The sequence below is a fragment of the Desulfoferula mesophila genome, assembly GCF_037076455.1.
In the GTDB taxonomy this organism is placed as follows: domain Bacteria; phylum Desulfobacterota; class Desulfarculia; order Desulfarculales; family Desulfarculaceae; genus Desulfoferula; species Desulfoferula mesophila.
In genome coordinates this window covers 1,993,215-2,009,952 of sequence record NZ_AP028679.1, presented here as the reverse complement: position 1 = coordinate 2,009,952, position 16,738 = coordinate 1,993,215, and the positions used below count along the sequence as shown (strand labels likewise).

Below are 16,738 nucleotides of genomic sequence, written 5' to 3'. Positions count from 1 at the left end.
TTCAGCTTGTCGGTCTTGTAAATGACCCTTCGCTTGCTCGGCGGCCGGTTTGACGTAGGCCCCATGGAGCCAAAAAGGCCGGCCTAGGCAAAGGGCGGAGGGGATCGGGGCGGCGGCTTGCGCTAAGCGAGGATCAGGGCAGGGAAAGTATCTCCTGCTGGCGTATGCGAAGGGACTCCAGGATGCGCTCACGGCCTTGGGCGATGTGCAGCTTGGTGATGGCCGTGGCGGCCACGGCGTCCCGGCGAGCCAGGGCTTGCAGCAGGCTGCGATGCTCGGAGGCGATCTCCTTGAGCCTGGCCGTGTCCATGTATTGGGGCGGGTATTTCAAATAAAGCTTTTCGAATATTTCCTTGAGCATTCGGTGCAAGATGTCGTTGCCAGAAATCTTCACCAGTTGTAGGTGGAATCGGGCGTCGGCCAGGAACAGGTCGCGGTCCGCGGGCACCTGGCCCAGGTGGCGGTATTTCTTGGAGGCCTTTTTTATTTGGTCCAGGTGGGATTGCTCGATTTTTTCGATCACCTTGGGCAGGGCGTGCAGCTCCAGAGCTTCGCGCACCTCGTAGAGTTGAGAAGCTTCCTCAATGGTGATCTCATTTAAAAAGTACCCCTTATTGGGGACGTAACTGACAAAGCCTGAAGCCTCCAGCCGGTTCAAGGCGTGGATCAGGGGAGTGACGCTCATTTGTAGCTTCTTGGCGAGGTCGGTGTAAATGATTTTCTGACCAGGTGCCAGTTGGTTGGAATAGATCATTTCCTTGATCTTGTTGTAGGCCTCTTCTATGACCACGCCTCGCTTGATTGGCATCTTGCTTGGTTATCCTCGGCAAACTATGGCCGCCCCTGGGCTCGGGCGGGCTTTCATGCCTTGCTACGCTATTTGGGCGAACACACAAACGCCAAAGCAATCTTGGGGGAGCGCCTGCCAAAATATAATTATATTTATATAGAAAATCGTCTTTGATCAAGCTTAAAAACCTACTATCAAGTGTGTCCGCACCATTATTCACCATACACGGCGGCCGCGTGGGCAAGAGCGCTCCAGCAGTTGCTAAGTGGGGCGTATCGCAGTTGATATTATTAATACTTTGTAATTAAATTAAAATTAGTCTGTTTGCATTTTGTTTCCTAGGAGTAGCCTCCACGAAAAACCCAAAAAATGAGAATAATTTGGCTTGACACGCGATATATTATAATTTTAATTTAAATTAATTTTATTTTATAAGTTTCCCTCTCGGCACACCCACCGATCATACAGCACATGCGAACTTGACCCGGGAGCGGGGTCAGGGTGGGGGTTTTTGTCGTTTCAAAAGGAGAGGCCAAAAAACGATGAATCGTTTCAAGTGGCTGTAAAGTTTGACCTGTCAATCCTAAGGGAGGAGGGAGACATGACCAGATGGGGTAAGGTCATTTGCTTGTTGGCCGTGGTAATGGCTTTTGTCGTGGCCGCCACGCCAGGGTTTGCCGAAGGCAAGAAATATACTTTGCGTATCCAATGCATCTATCCTGAGACCAGCTACGTCCCGCAGATGATAAAGCAGTTCGTGGCCAAGGCCGAGGAGTACACCAAGGGCCGGGTTGATATTAAGCTCTTTTGGCCGGGGCAACTCGTCTCCGCCAAAAAGGGTTTCGACTCCGTGAGTAAGGGCACGGTGGAGGGGCTGGTCTCCGCCCTAATCTATTACGGCGGCACCTTGAAGGAGGGTAAGGTGGAGTGGTTGCCCTTCACCTGGCGCGACCCCAAGGAGGCCTACGACCTCTACGTGAACGGGGGCTTCCTGGACCTGATGCGTAAGGCCACGCAGAAGCAGAACGTGCAATACCTGTTCCCGGTCATGGCCGGCACCATGGGCTGCATGACCAACTTCCCGGTTAACAACCTTGACGACTTCAAGGGCAAGAAGATGCGGGCTCCTGGATTGGACGGCCCCATCGTAAAGCTGCTGGGTGCGTCTCCGGTTTCCCTGAGCGCCAAGGAAATCTACATGTCCCTGCAACGGGGCACCGTAGACGGGGTGGTCTACCCCTACTACACCCTGAGCACCTACAAGCTCTACGAGGTGATCAAGTACGCCATCCTGCCCGGTTTCCACACCCCGGCCATGACCGGCCTGTACCTCAACCTGGACTTCTGGAAGTCCCTTACGCCTGAGCTTCAGGCGGCGCTGAACAAGGCAGGCATCGAGACCTTCTACGCTTCCTCCCTCAAGAGCCCCGAGTGGGACCAGAGCGCCCTGAAGGCGGCCGAGGGCAAGGGAGTCAAGGTCATGGAGCTTTCCCAAGCGGACGTGGCCAAGGTGCGCAAGATGTGCATGCCTCTTTGGGAAGAGGTTGGAGGGGCCACCCCCCTGAGCAAAGAATTGGTGGATCTGCTGAAGTCCTATCTGCAGAAAAAAGGCGCTTTGTAAAAAAACCCAAGCGGGGCGGCCCACGACGGTCGCCCCGCTCTTGAGCGGGGACCATGAGCGAATTAGTGCAACAGCGTCCTGCCGCCAGGATCATCAAAAGCATCAACGCCCTGATTCTGTGGGTGGAGAAGATTTTTTCCCTCACCGTGGTGGTGATGGCCATCAGCATTTGCTGGGAGGTCTTTTGCCGCTACCTACTCAACTCCCCCACTGATTGGGTCAATGAGACCAACCAGTACCTGCTGTGCCTTATGAGCATGCTCGGGGGTAGCTACTGCCTTTTGATGGACCAACACGTGCGTGTGGACTTTTTCTTCCGCTTGCGCGGCGAAAAGCAAAAGGCGGCGATGGAGCTGGCCACCTGGTGGCTGGCCGCCCTGTTCTGCCTGGTTATCATCTGGTGGGGCGGCGAGATGGCCATAGAGGCGCTGGTCAAGAACAAGCTCAGCGACACCATCCTAGAAATGCCCCTATGGCCTTCGCTGTTCATGGTGCCCCTGGGGGCGCTGCTGCTGATGTTGCAGATAATCGCGCGCAGCCTGAAGAACCTGCTCATCCTCATTCACCCAACCGAAGAATTGCCCGGACTCCTGGCCGAGCTGCGGTTGGACAAATCCTTTTTCGAATAGCCTAATCCATGGACACCGCGCTTTTTACCGCCATTATCACCGGCCTGCTGCTGCTGTTTCTGGTCCTGGGCCTTCCCGTGGCCTTTTCCCTGGGCGGCATCGCTGTGTTGGGGGTGGTCTACATCTGGGGCGCCAAGGGCATGTACATGGTGGCCCAGACCGCCTATTCCGAAGGCACCAACTCCATTCTAACTGCCGTGCCCCTATTCATATTGATGGCCAACGTGTTGCGAACCTCGAACCTGGCTGACGAGTTGTACCACATGATCCAGGTGTGGATGGGGCGGCTGCCTGGAGGCCTGGCCGCCGGAACCGTAGTCATCTGCGCCATTTTCGCGGCCATGGCGGGCATTAGCTCAGTGGCCACGGTGAGCATGGGACTCATCGCCCTGCCGGCAATGCTCAAACGGGGCTATGACAAGCACCTAGCTACAGGCTGCATCTCCGCGGGCGGGGCATTGGGTATCCTTATCCCGCCCAGCATCATCATGATCATCTACGGGACCATGGCCGAGGTCTCGGTGGGCAAGCTGTTCATGGGCGGCCTAGTGCCTGGCATATTGCTGGCCCTAATCTTTTGCGTGTTCATCCTGGTTCGCAGCGCCCTCAAGCCCAGCTTGGGTCCGCCGGTGGACGAGGTGTTCTCCTTCAGGGAGAAAATATTGGCCCTCAAGGGCATCTTCCTGCCCGCCGCCCTTATCATCGTGGTGCTGGGGGTCATCTACACCGGGGCGGCCACCCCCACCGAGGCCGCAGGCATCGGAGCCGTCGGCTCCCTACTCTGCGCGGCGATCCAGCGCAGGCTTAGCTGGGCCAACCTCAAGGGTGCTCTGTCCTCCACATTCAGCCTCACCGCTATGGTGCTTTGGATCGTGATCGGGGCAGTGGCCTTCACCCACGTCCTCGCCTACGCCGGGGTTTCGGATCTAATCAAGGACACCATCCTGGGGCTCCACCTTTCCAAGTGGTGGATCTTCATCGGCATCCAAATCTGCTTTTTTGTGTTGGGCATGTTTCTGGACCCGGCGGGCATCATCATGCTCACCACGCCCATATTCGTGCCCCTGATAATGGAGTTGGGCTTCGACCCGGTCTGGTTCGGGATCATCTTCACAATCAACATGGAGATGGCCTACATCACCCCGCCCTTTGGCTTCAACCTGTTCATCATGAAGGCGGTGGTGCCAAAGGACGTGACCTTAAACGACATCTACCGCTCGATCATTCCCTTCGTGATCCTGCAGGCCGTGTGCCTGCTGATCGTGACCATTTTCCCCGATCTGGCGCTTTTCCTGCCGAACTTCATGGAATAGACGTCGTCATGGAAGCGGGCGGAATTGACGAGCTTGCAAGATCAATCGCGGCAAAGGTTCTAGGAGAGGAACATGAGAGACGTTGCCATCGTGGGTATCGGAACCACGAAATTCAAGTCGAGATGGCTGGAAAAGACCTACTATGAGTTGGCTTTCGATGCGGCCAAGATGGCCTTCGAGGACGCCGGCATTGACAAGGACCGGGTGGACAGTGCGGTGTACGGAATCTACAACGATTTCTTCCAGCGCCAGTACCAGCCCGACGCCTTTGTGCACGACTACCTGGGCCTGGGCCTCAAACCCATGGTCCGGGTCAACTCCGGCGGGGCCACCGGCGGGGCCGCCCTGCGCATCGGCTACCAGGAGGTGGCCAGCGGCCTGCAGGACGTATGCCTGGTGCTGGGCGTGGAAAAGTGCGCCGACACCTACAACTACGAGTTGCAAATGGCCACTCCGGAGGTGCTTCGAGCCATTCTCTACACGGCGGACATGACCTACGACAACCCGGCCGGGCGCACCGCCGCATCGGGCTTCGCCCTGGCCGTGGTGGCCCATCGCGACAAGTACGGCAACCCCACCGAGGAGCAGATGGCCAAGGTCTCGGTGAAGAACCACTTCAACGCCACCAAAAACCCCGTGGCCCAGTCTCCCAAGGTCTTGACCGTTCAGGATGTGCTGGACTCGCGCATGATCGTGGAGCCCTTCAAGTTCTACGACAATTGCCTCTACACCGAGGGGGCCTCGGCGGTGATCCTGGCCTCCAAGAAAGTGGCTGAGAGCATCTCGGACAATCCCGTCTGGATCAGCGGCCTGGGGGCATCGGTGGACTACGTGATGCCTGGCAACCGCCCCAGCATCCACACTTTCGAGTCGTCGCGCCTGGCGGCCAAGAAGGCCTATGAGATGGCGGGCATCACCAACCCCGTGGAGGAACTGGACCTGGCCGAGTTGCACGACGCCTTCACCGGCACCGAGATCATGGCCTATGAGGACTGCTTCTTCTGCGAGGAGGGGCGTGGCGGCGAACTCATCGACGACGGCACGGTACTGCCCGATGGCCGCCTGCCGGTAAACCTCAGCGGCGGACTGATCGGCTGCGGCCATGCGGTGGGGGCCACGGGGATAATGCAAACCTACGAAGTGTGCAAACACCTGCGCGGCGAGGCCGGGGAGCGCCAGCGCCAAGGCGCGCGCAAGGGTCTGGTGCAGAGCATCGGGGGGACCTTGTGCACCTGGAGTATTTGCCTGGTTTTAGAAAGGTAGGCAGCAAATGAACAGCGCTGAAAGAGAAGCCTGGTATCGCTACCAGCACGAAAAATACGGCATCCCCGTGGAGCACTTGCGGCGGGAATTCGAGGAGGAGCTTAGCGGTAAGAACCCCATGGACGCGCCCCTGGAGATCCCGGACAAGATGGAGGTCGTCTTCAAGTACTCCTACGGCGGCCAGTCGCGATTCTTCCGGGAGTTAAGGGAAAACAAAACCCTGTATGGGGCTGAGTGCCCGGAGTGCGGCAAGGTCTTTTGCCCGCCGCGCAGCAACTGCCACACCTGCTACCAACCCACCCAGTGGAAGAAGCTGGCCGGCACCGGCACTATCGAGGCCTGCACCGTGCAGCACTACACCACCAGCAGCTTCATCAAAAAGGTGCCCTTTGTCTGCGCCTACGTAAAGCTGGACGGCACTGACTCGTTGCTAATGACCAACATGGAGGTGGACGACGTGGCGGGGGTCAAGGTGGGCACCAAGGTGAAGGCGGTCTACCGCGAGCTAAGGCTGGGGGCCATCACCGACGTTTATTTCAAGCCCCTGGATTAATGCGCCCGCCAGGTCTGTGGCTTTTGAGGGAGAGCCCTTTTCATGAGCAATCAAGTGATCATCACCGTAGCCCCCACGGGTAGCATCCCCACCCGCGAGGACAACCCCAACATCCCCTACACCGCCGAGGAGGTGGCCGCCGAGACTCGACGCTCCTACGAAGCGGGCGCCTCGGTGGTGCATCTGCACGCCCGCCACCCCGATACCGGAAAGCCCACCCCGGACTTGGCGGTGTTTCGGGACTACCTGGCCGCAGTGCGCGACGCATGCCCCATTATCACCCAGATAACCACCGGAGGCGGGGCCACCACCCTGGGCCTCAGCGTGGAGGACCGGCTTAAGCCGGTAGAGGAGCTGCGCCCCGATTCGGCTTCGCTAAACGCAGGGTCCATGAACTTCGGGCGGGGCCTATTCCCCAACACCCCGGACACCATGGAGCTTTACGCCAAGCGCATGCGCGAATGGGGGGTCATGCCCGAGTTCGAGGTATATGACCTGTCCATGATCCAGAACATGGAACACTGGATCCGCAGGCCTGGCCTGCTGGAGCCTCCCTTCAGGGTCAGCTTCGTGCTGGGGGTCATGGGCGGCATCCCGGCCAGCCTCAAGAACCTGGTGCTCTTGAAAGACGCCCTCGACCCCGGCTACTCCTGGCAGGCCATCGGCATCGGCCGCCACCAGTTTCCCCTGGGGACCGGCGCCCTGATCCTGGGCGGGGGCATGAGGGTTGGCTTCGAGGACAACGTTTACCTCTCTAAGGGTGTGCCCGCCAAGAGCAACGCAGAGCTGGTGGCCAAAGCGGTGCGCATCGCCAGGGAGCTGGGTCTGGAACCTGCCGGCGTGGAAGATGCCCGGCGTATGTTGCCCCTGCTCAACCGGGGATAGCCGCGATCAGTTGGCGGCTGGTCACCGGATCGACCCCCAGGCGCATTGGAGGAGCGACCCCATGGAAATGACCCTAGGCGAGGCCTTTGAGCGCTCGGCCCGCAAGTTTCCTGGCAAGGTGGCCTGCATCGACGACCAGGCCAGGGCCACCTATGCCCAGATGAGCGCGGCGGTCAACCGCTGGAGCAACGCCCTGGATGGTCTGGGCCTGGGCAAGGGCTCCCACGTGGCCACCCTTTCGGACAACTGCCTGAGCCTGATGCAGGTGATCCTGGGCAACCTGAAGCGGGGCCTGGTGTCGGTACCCCTTGACTCTCGCGGCACGGTGGACGACGTTTGCCGCATGGCCAAGATCACCGACTGCACCGCCTTGGTCTTCGATGTCCATTACCAGGGCCTGGCTGAGGAGATGCGCGACCGCCTGCCCGCCCTGAAAACCCTGGTAGCCTTCGGCGGGGCGGCACCGGCGTTCGCCCGGGACTATGAGGCTCTGAAAAAAAACGCATCCGAGGGGGAGTCGCCCCAGGTGGTGAGCGAGGACGACGAGTCGTTCATCTTGTTCACCGGAGGCACCACCGGCCGCCCCAAGGGGGCGGTGTTGACCCACAAGAGCATCCTGTGGAACATAATTTCGGTGACCACCGAGAACCACAGCCCAGCCCCGGAGGAGCGCATCTTCTATCCCATGCAGATGTATCACGTGGCCTCCCTGAGCCGCTTCTTGGCCTTCATGTACGCTGGGGGCACCTTCATCGGAAGCAAGACCTTCGAACCGGACCACTTTCTGGACGTGGTGGAGCGCGAGCGCACCACCTTCGTGGTAGGCAACCCCACCATCTACCGGATGCTCCTGGAGGCCATCAAACGCAAGCCACGCGACACCAGCTCCATGCGCCGCTGGCTGAACACCCATGGAATCTTGGACCCGGCCGAGAGGAAAGAGATTGAGACCAGGCTTTGGCCCAACGGGGCCTGTTACAGCTCCTACGCCCTCACCGAGGCATCCCCAGCGGTGACTGTGCTCAAGCCCTGGGACCAGCCCGAGGAGCCCGGCAGCGTGGGGCGCGGCTACATGTGCACCGAGGTGCGGGTGGTGGACGCCCTTGACCAGGAGCCGCCCCCCGGAGAGCCCGGCGAGATCATCGTGCGGGGGCCCAGCGTGTTCAAGGGCTACTACAACGCCCCCCAAGAGACCGAGGCCACCCTGCGAGGCGGCTGGCTGCACACCGGCGACCTTGGGCGCTTCGATGCCAAGGGCTACCTGTACGTGGTGGACCGGCTCAAGGACATGATCAAGACCGGCGGGCTGAACGTCTACTCCCGGGAGGTGGAGGAGGTCCTGCTGCAACACCCCCTGGTACGCGACGTGGCGGTGATCGGATTGCCCCATCCCCGCTGGGGTGAAGCGGTGTGCGCGGTGGTGATGGCCCAGCCCGGCGCCCTTCTGGACGAGGGGATCATCCAGGCCCACTGCCAAGAGCGCCTGGCCGGGTACAAGAAGCCCGCCATGATCCGCTTCGTGGACGCGCTCCCCAAAACCACCTTCGGGGGCAAGGTCCTGAAACGGGAGCTGCGCGAGATGTTCAAAGACAGCTAGGGTTGTAGCCCGCCGCAGCCCGAGAAACGGCATTTTTAAAAGAGGCCTGAAATGAATCCAATGTACTTCGACGACTTTGAGCTGGGCCAGGAGTTCGTGACCAAGGCCAGGACGGTGACCGAGGCCGACATCGTGAACTTCGCGGCCCTGTCTTGGGACACCAACCCGCTGCACACCGACGCCGAGTTCGCCGCCGGGAGCCATTTTGGCGAGCGCATCGCCCACGGCATGCTGGGCCTGGTGATCCACGCCGGTCTTTCCCAGCAGTTGGGCAACCTGGAAGGCACCCTGGTGGCTTTCCTGGGCATGAACTGGCAATTCCACCATCCCATCAAGATCGGCGATACCATCCACGTGGTGCAGAGGGTCAAGGAACTGCGCGAAACCTCCCAGGGCAATCGCGGGGTTTTGACCTTTGAAAAAGAAGTGCTCAACCAGCGCCACCAGGTGGTGCAAAGCGGGACCACCACCGTGCTCATGCTGCGCAAGAAATCCGGCGACGACTAGTCAGGAGGAGCTGTTGTGAAAAACATCTGGGACGCGCTGCTTTCCGAGGAACACCGCATGGTGCGCGAGACGGCGCGCAGGCTGGCGGAAAAAGAATTGGCCCCCATCGCCCGGGAGCTCGACGAGCAAGAGAGATTCCCAATGGAAGCCTACCGGGAAGCGGGGCGCAACGGGTTGATCGGCTCCACCTCCCCGGTAGAGTATGGCGGCGGCGGGGCGGACCTGCTGACCAACGCCCTGATCAAGGAAGAGTTTTGCCGGGTGGCCGCCGGTTTCGGCATGTCGGTGAACATGTGCACCACCAACTTCTGTTACTTCATCTCCAAGTACGGCAGCGAAAAGCAAAAGACCACCTACATACCGCCGGTGCTAAACGGGGAAAAGCTGGCAGCCTTTTGCCTCACCGAACCCGAGGCGGGCTCTGACGCACTGGCCATCAAGACCACCTACGCCAAAAAGGGCGCGGCCTATGTGCTGAACGGATCCAAAACCTTTATCACCAACGCCCCCCTGGCCCAGTACTTCCTGGTAATGGCTAGAGAGCACGGCACCAGGGGCGCGGGCGGCGGCACCCTGTTCATTCTAGATCGGGAAATGCCGGGGGTTTCCACAGGCCAGCCCTTCGAGAAAATGGGCATGCGCTGCTCGCCCACCGGCGAGGTGTTCCTGGACCACGTGGAGGTGTCCGGCGAGCAAATTATGGGCGCCGAAGGGCACGGCTACCCAATCCTGTTCGAGACCCTGGACGAGGAGCGTGTGCTGGGGGCAGTCACCAGCATCGGCATCATGCAGGCCTGCCTGGAAGAATCGGTAAAGTACGCAAAGGAGCGCAAGCAGTTCAGCCAGCCCATCTGCGACTTCCAACTGGTCAAAAACATGCTGGCCGAAATGGCCACCCGCCTGGAGTTGGCCAGGCACTACGCATACTCGCTGTGCCCCCTGATCGACGATGGGCGCCGCATTTCCAAGGAAGCCTCAATCGCCAAGTATTACGCTTCGTCCATGGCCACCCAGGCGGCCCTGGACGCCATCCAGATACACGGAGGCTACGGTTACATGCGCGAGTACCCCGTTGAACGCTACATGCGAGACGCCAAGCTGGTGGAGATAGGCGGCGGTACCTCTGAAATACAGAAAATGATCATTGCCCGGGAACTCTTGAAGGAGATCTGAGGACGGTTCGAATTCAGGCGCACAGCTGGCGGAAACATCAGGCAAAAGAGTGAAGATCGCGTCCGGCATAGTCTCTATGAGGCGGCGATAACGCTCTTCGCTTTGGCTTAGTCGGTTTTCAGCTCTTTTGCGCTCGGTTACATCGACAATGGGCATTCTGAATCGCACGGGTGGGTCATCATCAACCTGACCTGCCCCCCTTAAACCGGTACAGATTTTAAGTTAGGATTATGGGCCGTAGCCGCATAATTTGGGCCACTATTTCCTGGTTTGGTCAAAGTTATTTTCATCCTGCGGCGTAATACGATGAAACAGGCGGTAGCAGCACCTTTAGGATCACAAATTGATCAGAGCCTAAGCATAGGCTTGGTCCTGACTATGATGGCCCTGGCACTGCTCTGGGGCGCCAACATGGCCGTGGTCAAGCTGGCCGCAGGCCAATTGCCTCCCATTTTCCAGGCCGGAGTTCGCTCGGTAGTGGCCGCATTTTGCCTGTGGGTGTGGATGGTGTTCAAGGGGGTGCGGGTATTTCCGAACCGGGTGGTGGCGGTTCACGGCTTAGTCCTAGGCCTTTTCTTCGGCACAGAGTTCGGCTTTCTTTATCCTGGCATGATCTTGACCAACGTGGCCCGCAGCTATACTGTATGCTGCGCCGTTTTTCGTGGCCGTGGGGGCCCATTTCTGGCTGCCAAACGACCGCTTGACGCGCCTGAAGGTGGCAGGCTTGGTGCTGGCCTTCGGCGGCTTGGTGGTCCTGTTTGGCCAGGGTCTAGACCGAATCACGCCCAGGTTCCTGTTGGGCGATCTGTTTTCACTAACTGCCGGGGCCCTGTGGGGAGCCACCACCGTCTATCTAAAGCGTTTCCTGGCCGAACGTGCACAAGCCCTCCAAACGTTCTTTTACCAACTCTTTTTCTCGTGGCCATTGTTGTTGGCAGCCAGTTTCTTGCTGGAAGACCCTCTGTCGGCCAGCCTAACCGGCTTCGGGGCCTTCTCGCTTTTCTATCAGTCGGTAATAGTGGCCTTCATCAGCTACCTGGCATGGTTCAACCTGATCCACCACCACCCGGCCAGCCTGGTGCAGGCCTTCACCTTCTTCACACCAGTGGCCGGGGTGTTCATCAGTGGGTTTTGGATTTTGCATGAAAATGTGGAGCTGCGATTATTGTTGTCCTTGGCCCTGATCAGCATCGGCCTGGTATTGGTCAACCGTCCGGCCCACAAAGCAACGGTGGCATAGCGTCTTTTTTGGGCGGTATTTCCAATTTGGTTGCCCAAGGACCTGTGGATACGCTTTCGGTTGTAATCTTTCTTCCATGCCTCGATCATGGATTGGATACCCCTGAACGAGATAACCCAATATCTACGATTCTTGACTGGCCAGGGAAAAAGCCCTGAACTGTTTCCAGTCTAGTGCCGTGGACAAAGGCAGACAGCCGCCCATGCACGCGTCAGCATCAGCCGGAGCCTATTGATATGGCCAACCCGCGAGGCAATAAGCGCCTGGCGGGGGCGGTATGCATGGTGGGCTCGGCCTTTTTCTTTGCCCTGGTGGGGGTAGGAGTGAAGCTCGCCGGCAGTCAGGTAGGCATCTGGCAGATCAGCTTCTACCGCGCCCTGGTGGGCATCGTGCTCATGGCCGCCGTGGCTCTGGTGTACAAGGTGCCGCTGGTGGGCCCGGACTTGAAGCTGCTCTCTTTGCGAGGGCTGTCCGGCACCTTCGGCTTTTTGTCCATGATGATGGCCCTGCGCCAGATACCCCTGGCCGAGGTGATGGTTTTGTTTTACATGTTCCCCGCTTTCGCGGCCCTGTTCTCGCCCTGGCTCAATGACGAGCGCCTTGCCCCCCGCGACTGGCTTTTTCTGGCTCTGGCCTTTGCCGGCACTTTGGTAATTTTGTTCCGCGGTGGTGGCATCCAGCTATGCCTGGGACATATTTATGCCCTGATCACGGCCGTGCTGGCCGGGCTAAACACCTCCCTGGTACGCCGCCTCTCCAGCCGGCACAGCCCGTATGCCATCTACTTTTTCTTTTGCCTGGCGGCGGCAGTGGTATCCATCTGGCCCCTGGCCATAGGCTCCGAGCCCGTGCTGTCCAGCGGCATCGGCATGCTCTATCTGGTCGGCATCGGGGTAGTGGCCACCTTCGGCCAGGTGCTGATGAACCAGGGCTTCTTCCACCTGCCCGCAGCTGAGGGGGGGGTAGTGCTGATGAGCCAGGTGGTCATCGCCGCGGCCTGGGGGGTGGTGATGTTCGGCGAGCCCATATCCTGGCGCCTGGTGGTCGGGGGCTGCATGATCATGCTGGGCGGGGCGTTTCTAAACCGCTCCTCCCGAAAGCGTTCGGCCGGCGAAAGGGTCGGCCCTGAGGCGAACGGCTAGATACCTTGGCGCCCCGATCGACCGGCGCTCCCGGCCCCCGCGTCGACCCTTGGTTTTGCTTATTTTGGGGAGACTGGGGTGCATACCTCTGCCCACAGGACGATTGAATCCCGCCTTTAATGTCGGCAGGCTTGATCCTACCCAGTAACAGCGGACAATTAGTTAAGCGACCATTTTGCGTTCAAAGGCCATCGGGCTGATGTAGCCGTTGGCGCTGTGCCTTATGGATCGGTTGTAGTCCACTTCAATATACTCGAATATGGCCCGACGCATGTCCTCACGTGTGGTGAAGCTCTCGCCGTGGACCATCTCCACCTTGAGAGTGTGGAAGAAACTCTCGGCGCAGGCATTGTCATAGCAATTGCCCTTGCCGCTCATACTGGGGGTCAAGTCGTGTTTGGCCACGAGGGCCTTATACTGCTTTGAGCAATACTGGCTGCCTCGATCCGAGTGGACCATCACGCCTCTGGGCATTTTTCGCCGACAAAGGGCCATTTGCAGGGCATCGCGGACTATCTTGGCCTTCATGCGTTTATCCATCGCCCAACCAACCACCATGCGCGAGAAAAGATCCAGCACCACCGCCAGGCACAGCCAGCCCTAACCGATCCAAAGGTAGGTGATATCGCAGACCCACTTCCGATTCGGGGCTTGGGCGCTGAAATCCTGACCCAGGTGGTTCGGGGCAACCGGCAAGTTGTGATCCGCGTCGGTGGTAGCTTTGTACTTCTTAGCCGCCTTGGCAACCAGCCCCTGCCTTTTCATACTGGCTGCTACGGTCTTGCGATTATAATTGTGGCCCAACTCATCAAGGTCAAGGGTAAGCCCCACCGAGCCGCTACGGCCCTTACGAGCGGCAAAGGCCTCTGCCACCAACTGGTCCAGCCGATAACGGGCAAACTGTCTTCGGCGGGGGTGATCTTGCCTGCGCCGCCAAGCGTAATCGCCGCTACGCGACACGCCATAAACTTCACACTGAACTCGGATGCTGGCTTGGCCTACATGCTTGTGTATAAATGCGTACTTCACTTCAGGCCTTTCGCGAAGTACGCGGCCGCCTTTTTTAACAGGGCCAACTCCTCTTCCTGCCTGGCCAGTTGGCGCTTGAGCCTGGCATTCTCGATGGCCAGTGCCTTTTCGGTCTCGCTACGGCTCGCCTCATACCGGGCTTTCTTGCCCCAGGCATAAAGCTGAGATTCATGCAGGCCAAGCTGCTTCGCCGCACCGGACACCCCCACCTGCTCGGCAAGGCCATAGGCTTCTGTCTTGAACTCGCCCGAGTACCGCCGACGGCTTACCTGCCTCCGACTCTTCTCATCGGTCATGGATCACCTCCGTTAAGCAATTTACTCGCTTAACCGGGTGTCCGCCAAAAATGGGGTGGATCAGCGAACCAGTGGAAATCACTTGATGTCCACCGCTCAAAAGCCAGCCTGATTTTAGCTAGCAAATACTACGCTAATTTTCGCCCTAATCGCCATAGTTAAGCCTGTAGCCGATATCGTCAACTGAGTAGGTCACAGCAGAACGGGATGAGCATTTTTCCTCTCCTTTGCAGCGCCGACACCGTAGGTAGAGCCCCCGTAAGGACTGTGGTGGCGCGCTCAATCAAAATAAGGCAGGTGCTGAGGTGGGATTAGAGGGAGAGATACTTGCGCTGTATTTCCTCGTTGCTTGTGATTTCCTCGCTGCTGGCGTCGAATTGTACCGCCCCCTTGTCCAGCAAATAACCCCAATCGGCCAGACCCAGGCAAAATCTGGCGTTCTGCTCTGCCAGGAGAATGGTCACCCCCTCCTGCTCCTTGAGACTCTTGATCAGGCCAAAGAGCACCTGGTTCACGATCTGAGGGGCCAAGCCCTCACAAGGCTCGTCCAACAGCAGGAGGTCTGGGTTAGTCATCAGGGTGCGCGCGATGGTAAGCATTTGCTGCTCGCCCCCGCTTAGGTTTTGCCCCTTGTTGTCCCGCAAGCGCTGGAGCACCGGAAAGTAATGGTAAATCTTTTCAAGGGACCAGCGTCTTTGTCCATCGGCTGATTGCTTGGCGGCGACGGTAAGGTTGTCCAGCACGGATATGTCTGGGAATATCCCCCGGTCTTCAGGCACAAAGCCCAGCCCCTTGCGAGCCACCTCAAAAGGTTTGCAGCGCTGAATATCCTGGCCCTTGAAGCGAACGGCCCCACTTCGGGGAGGGGTAAGCCCCATTATGCTGCGCAGAGTGGTGGTCTTGCCCGCCCCGTTGCGCCCCAGCAGAGCTACGATCTGCCCCTGTTCCACTTTCAGCGAAACGTCCTGCAAGATGTGACTCTTGCCGTAATAGGTGTTGATACGGTCCACTTCCAGGATCAGCACACTTCCCCTCCCAAGTAAATCTCCTGCACGTCGCGGTTGTTCTTGATGTCCTGGGGCAGCCCCTCGCAAACCACTTGCCCGTAATGCATGAAGGTGATTTTGTCGGCCAAGGAGAACACGACCTTCATGTCGTGCTCGGTGAGAAGCAGGGTGAGGCGCATGCGGCCTACCAGGTCCTTGATCAACTGGATGGTGCTTTCGGTCTCCGTGGAGTTCATGCCCGCGGTGGGCTCATCCAACAGGAGCATGCGGGGCTCCTGGGCCACCACCAGACTTATCTCCAGCTTGCGGCGGTCACCGTGGGACAGATTGTCAGCTATGACATCGGCCAAGGGCAGCAGGCTGAAGTCTTCCAGTATCTTACTTACACGCTGGTTCACTTGTTCCAGGCGGCTCACCGGCCAGTAAAAGATACGGCTTTTGCGCATACGCGAGAGCACGGCGATGCGCACGTTTTGAAAGACGCTGAGGTTTGAGAAGTAATTGGAAACCTGGAAGGAGCGGCTGAGCCCTTTGCGCACAATGTGGGGCGGGCGCATACCTGATATCTCCTTGCCCGCGAACACCACCTTCCCGTTGTCAGGCTTAATGCGTCCGGATATCAGATTGAACAAAGTGGTCTTGCCCGCACCGTTGGCCCCGATGATGCAGCGCACCTCTCCTTCTTCGATTGCCAAGTCCAGGCCGTTGACCGCCTGCAGCTTGCCGAAGGATTTGCTGACCGAGCGTACCTCTAACAGACTCATTTGGAATCATCCTTGCCGCGTTTCAAATGCTCGGACACGAACCCCATGATGCCCCCGGGCAGGTACATGATGAGCAGCATGAGCAAAAGGCCGTACCAAAACATCCAATACTCGGTAAAACCGGTGATCCATTCCTTGATGAACACGAAGATGATGGCTCCAGCGATGGGACCGAAGAAAAAGTACATGCCGCCCAGCAGGCTTATCATGAGCGGCTCCGCTGAGTGGGACCAGTGCAGCAACTCCGGGGTGACGATTCCCTGGAACGGCGCGAACAGGGCGCCGGCCACTCCCCCGAAGGTCCCGGCTATCACGAAGGAGGCCAGGCGGTAGTTGCGAACCTGGATACCCAGAAACTCGGTACGCTCGGAATTGTCGCGGATGGCTTGCAGCACCTCGCCCAGGGGCGACCTGATTATGAGGTAAAGCAAGGCCATGGACACCAACACCACTAGCAGCACGAAGTGGTAATAGGCTTCCGGCCCGTCGATGTTCATGGCCAGGAACGGCTTTTTGGGTATGCCCACGATTCCGTCGTCTCCGCCGGTGAGGCTGGACCACTTGTAGGCCACCACAAAAAATATTTGCGAGAAGGCCAGCGTGATAATGGCGAAGTAGAAACCACGTAAGCGCATGCAGAACAAGCCGATGATCAAAGCGCACAGGGCGCTCATTCCCACGCAGATGAAAAACGAGGCCGCAAAGGGCAAACTGGTTCCCTTGATCAGCAAGGACACCGCATAGGCGCTGGAGCCGAAAAACGCCACCTGGCCGAATGACAACAGCCCGGTGAAGCCCAGCAGTACGTTGGTGCTCACCGCAAAAAGGCTCACGATCAATATTTCGGTGATGAGGTAGACATAAAAGGTGGGCAAAAATAATGGGGCGACCCAAAGAATAATCAAGCTGGCGATAAACCAGATAATGGG

General features: G+C 58.7%; 15 protein-coding genes and 1 pseudogene. 11 read left to right on the top strand and 5 right to left on the bottom strand.

The genetic code is table 11. The features are described 5' to 3' along the window. Positions 1 to 133: 133 nt before the first annotated feature. The gene (locus AACH32_RS08925) at positions 134 to 808 is read right to left on the bottom strand and encodes a GntR family transcriptional regulator (protein ID WP_338606442.1); all 675 of its coding nucleotides are present in this window, start codon (positions 806 to 808) and stop codon (positions 134 to 136) included. A gap of 583 nt (positions 809 to 1,391) precedes the next feature. Here AACH32_RS08925 and AACH32_RS08920 point away from each other — a divergent pair. The 11 genes from AACH32_RS08920 to AACH32_RS08870 all read left to right on the top strand — a co-directional run bounded on the left by AACH32_RS08920 (position 1,392) and on the right by AACH32_RS08870 (position 12,713). Continuing rightward, positions 1,392 to 2,411: a TRAP transporter substrate-binding protein gene (locus tag AACH32_RS08920; protein WP_338606441.1), complete on the top strand. Its 1,020-nt coding sequence runs from the start codon at positions 1,392 to 1,394 to the stop codon at positions 2,409 to 2,411. A 53-nt stretch (positions 2,412 to 2,464) separates the two neighbouring features. Continuing rightward, on the top strand, positions 2,465 to 3,040 hold the full coding sequence (locus tag AACH32_RS08915; RefSeq protein WP_338606440.1) for a TRAP transporter small permease subunit: 576 nt from the start codon (positions 2,465 to 2,467) through the stop codon (positions 3,038 to 3,040). An 8-nt stretch (positions 3,041 to 3,048) separates the two neighbouring features. Next, a complete protein-coding gene (locus AACH32_RS08910; RefSeq protein ID WP_338606439.1) occupies positions 3,049 to 4,353 on the top strand; it encodes a TRAP transporter large permease in 1,305 nt (434 codons plus the stop codon). A gap of 72 nt (positions 4,354 to 4,425) precedes the next feature. Beyond that, a complete protein-coding gene (locus AACH32_RS08905) occupies positions 4,426 to 5,616 on the top strand; it encodes a thiolase family protein (RefSeq protein ID WP_338606438.1) in 1,191 nt (396 codons plus the stop codon). Positions 5,617 to 5,623: 7 nt separating this feature from the next. After that, on the top strand, positions 5,624 to 6,169 hold the full coding sequence (locus AACH32_RS08900) for a Zn-ribbon domain-containing OB-fold protein (RefSeq protein ID WP_338606437.1): 546 nt from the start codon (positions 5,624 to 5,626) through the stop codon (positions 6,167 to 6,169). 42 nt (positions 6,170 to 6,211) lie between these two features. Beyond that, positions 6,212 to 7,054: a 3-keto-5-aminohexanoate cleavage protein gene (locus AACH32_RS08895; protein WP_338606436.1), complete on the top strand. Its 843-nt coding sequence runs from the start codon at positions 6,212 to 6,214 to the stop codon at positions 7,052 to 7,054. Between the two features lie 61 nt (positions 7,055 to 7,115). Then, the gene (locus AACH32_RS08890) at positions 7,116 to 8,651 is read left to right on the top strand and encodes a class I adenylate-forming enzyme family protein (protein WP_338606435.1); all 1,536 of its coding nucleotides are present in this window, start codon (positions 7,116 to 7,118) and stop codon (positions 8,649 to 8,651) included. A gap of 51 nt (positions 8,652 to 8,702) precedes the next feature. Next, positions 8,703 to 9,158 (top strand): MaoC/PaaZ C-terminal domain-containing protein, encoded by a 456-nt coding sequence (locus AACH32_RS08885; protein ID WP_338606434.1) that lies wholly within the window; start codon positions 8,703 to 8,705, stop codon positions 9,156 to 9,158. Positions 9,159 to 9,173: 15 nt separating this feature from the next. Next, the gene (locus tag AACH32_RS08880) at positions 9,174 to 10,331 is read left to right on the top strand and encodes an acyl-CoA dehydrogenase family protein (protein ID WP_338606433.1); all 1,158 of its coding nucleotides are present in this window, start codon (positions 9,174 to 9,176) and stop codon (positions 10,329 to 10,331) included. Between the two features lie 727 nt (positions 10,332 to 11,058). Next, positions 11,059 to 11,571 carry a DMT family transporter gene (locus AACH32_RS08875; RefSeq protein WP_338606653.1) on the top strand — a complete coding sequence of 171 codons (513 nt, stop codon included), beginning with the start codon at positions 11,059 to 11,061 and terminating at the stop codon, positions 11,569 to 11,571. 236 nt (positions 11,572 to 11,807) lie between these two features. Continuing rightward, positions 11,808 to 12,713 (top strand): DMT family transporter, encoded by a 906-nt coding sequence (locus AACH32_RS08870; RefSeq protein WP_338606432.1) that lies wholly within the window; start codon positions 11,808 to 11,810, stop codon positions 12,711 to 12,713. Between the two features lie 162 nt (positions 12,714 to 12,875). Here the strand turns inward: AACH32_RS08870 and AACH32_RS08865 are convergent. The 4 genes and pseudogenes from AACH32_RS08865 to AACH32_RS08850 all read right to left on the bottom strand — a co-directional run bounded on the left by AACH32_RS08865 (position 12,876) and on the right by AACH32_RS08850 (position 16,684). Next, positions 12,876 to 14,038, bottom strand: a pseudogene (locus AACH32_RS08865) (IS3 family transposase). Between the two features lie 311 nt (positions 14,039 to 14,349). Beyond that, a complete protein-coding gene (locus AACH32_RS08860; protein WP_350341571.1) occupies positions 14,350 to 15,057 on the bottom strand; it encodes an ABC transporter ATP-binding protein in 708 nt (235 codons plus the stop codon). After that, positions 15,057 to 15,809 carry an ABC transporter ATP-binding protein gene (locus AACH32_RS08855; RefSeq protein ID WP_338606430.1) on the bottom strand — a complete coding sequence of 251 codons (753 nt, stop codon included), beginning with the start codon at positions 15,807 to 15,809 and terminating at the stop codon, positions 15,057 to 15,059. Before AACH32_RS08855 ends, AACH32_RS08860 begins: the two co-directional genes overlap by 1 nt. After that, positions 15,806 to 16,684 carry a branched-chain amino acid ABC transporter permease gene (locus AACH32_RS08850; RefSeq protein ID WP_338606429.1) on the bottom strand — a complete coding sequence of 293 codons (879 nt, stop codon included), beginning with the start codon at positions 16,682 to 16,684 and terminating at the stop codon, positions 15,806 to 15,808. The genes AACH32_RS08855 and AACH32_RS08850 overlap by 4 nt, the downstream gene beginning before the upstream one ends. Positions 16,685 to 16,738: the final 54 nt, after the last annotated feature.

What these genes read in the sequence shown, in the direction of transcription:
- AACH32_RS08915 (WP_338606440.1), top strand. Translation starts at nt 2,465, where the DNA reads ATGAGCGAATTAGTGCAACAGCGTCCTGCCGCCAGGATCATCAAAAGC.
- AACH32_RS08890 (WP_338606435.1), top strand. Translation starts at nt 7,116, where the DNA reads ATGGAAATGACCCTAGGCGAGGCCTTTGAGCGCTCGGCCCGCAAGTTT.
- AACH32_RS08925 (WP_338606442.1), bottom strand. Translation starts at nt 808, where the DNA reads ATGCCAATCAAGCGAGGCGTGGTCATAGAAGAGGCCTACAACAAGATC.
- AACH32_RS08920 (WP_338606441.1), top strand. Translation starts at nt 1,392, where the DNA reads ATGACCAGATGGGGTAAGGTCATTTGCTTGTTGGCCGTGGTAATGGCT.
- AACH32_RS08870 (WP_338606432.1), top strand. Translation starts at nt 11,808, where the DNA reads ATGGCCAACCCGCGAGGCAATAAGCGCCTGGCGGGGGCGGTATGCATG.
- AACH32_RS08895 (WP_338606436.1), top strand. Translation starts at nt 6,212, where the DNA reads ATGAGCAATCAAGTGATCATCACCGTAGCCCCCACGGGTAGCATCCCC.
- AACH32_RS08855 (WP_338606430.1), bottom strand. Translation starts at nt 15,809, where the DNA reads ATGAGTCTGTTAGAGGTACGCTCGGTCAGCAAATCCTTCGGCAAGCTG.
- AACH32_RS08885 (WP_338606434.1), top strand. Translation starts at nt 8,703, where the DNA reads ATGAATCCAATGTACTTCGACGACTTTGAGCTGGGCCAGGAGTTCGTG.
- AACH32_RS08910 (WP_338606439.1), top strand. Translation starts at nt 3,049, where the DNA reads ATGGACACCGCGCTTTTTACCGCCATTATCACCGGCCTGCTGCTGCTG.
- AACH32_RS08900 (WP_338606437.1), top strand. Translation starts at nt 5,624, where the DNA reads ATGAACAGCGCTGAAAGAGAAGCCTGGTATCGCTACCAGCACGAAAAA.
- AACH32_RS08905 (WP_338606438.1), top strand. Translation starts at nt 4,426, where the DNA reads ATGAGAGACGTTGCCATCGTGGGTATCGGAACCACGAAATTCAAGTCG.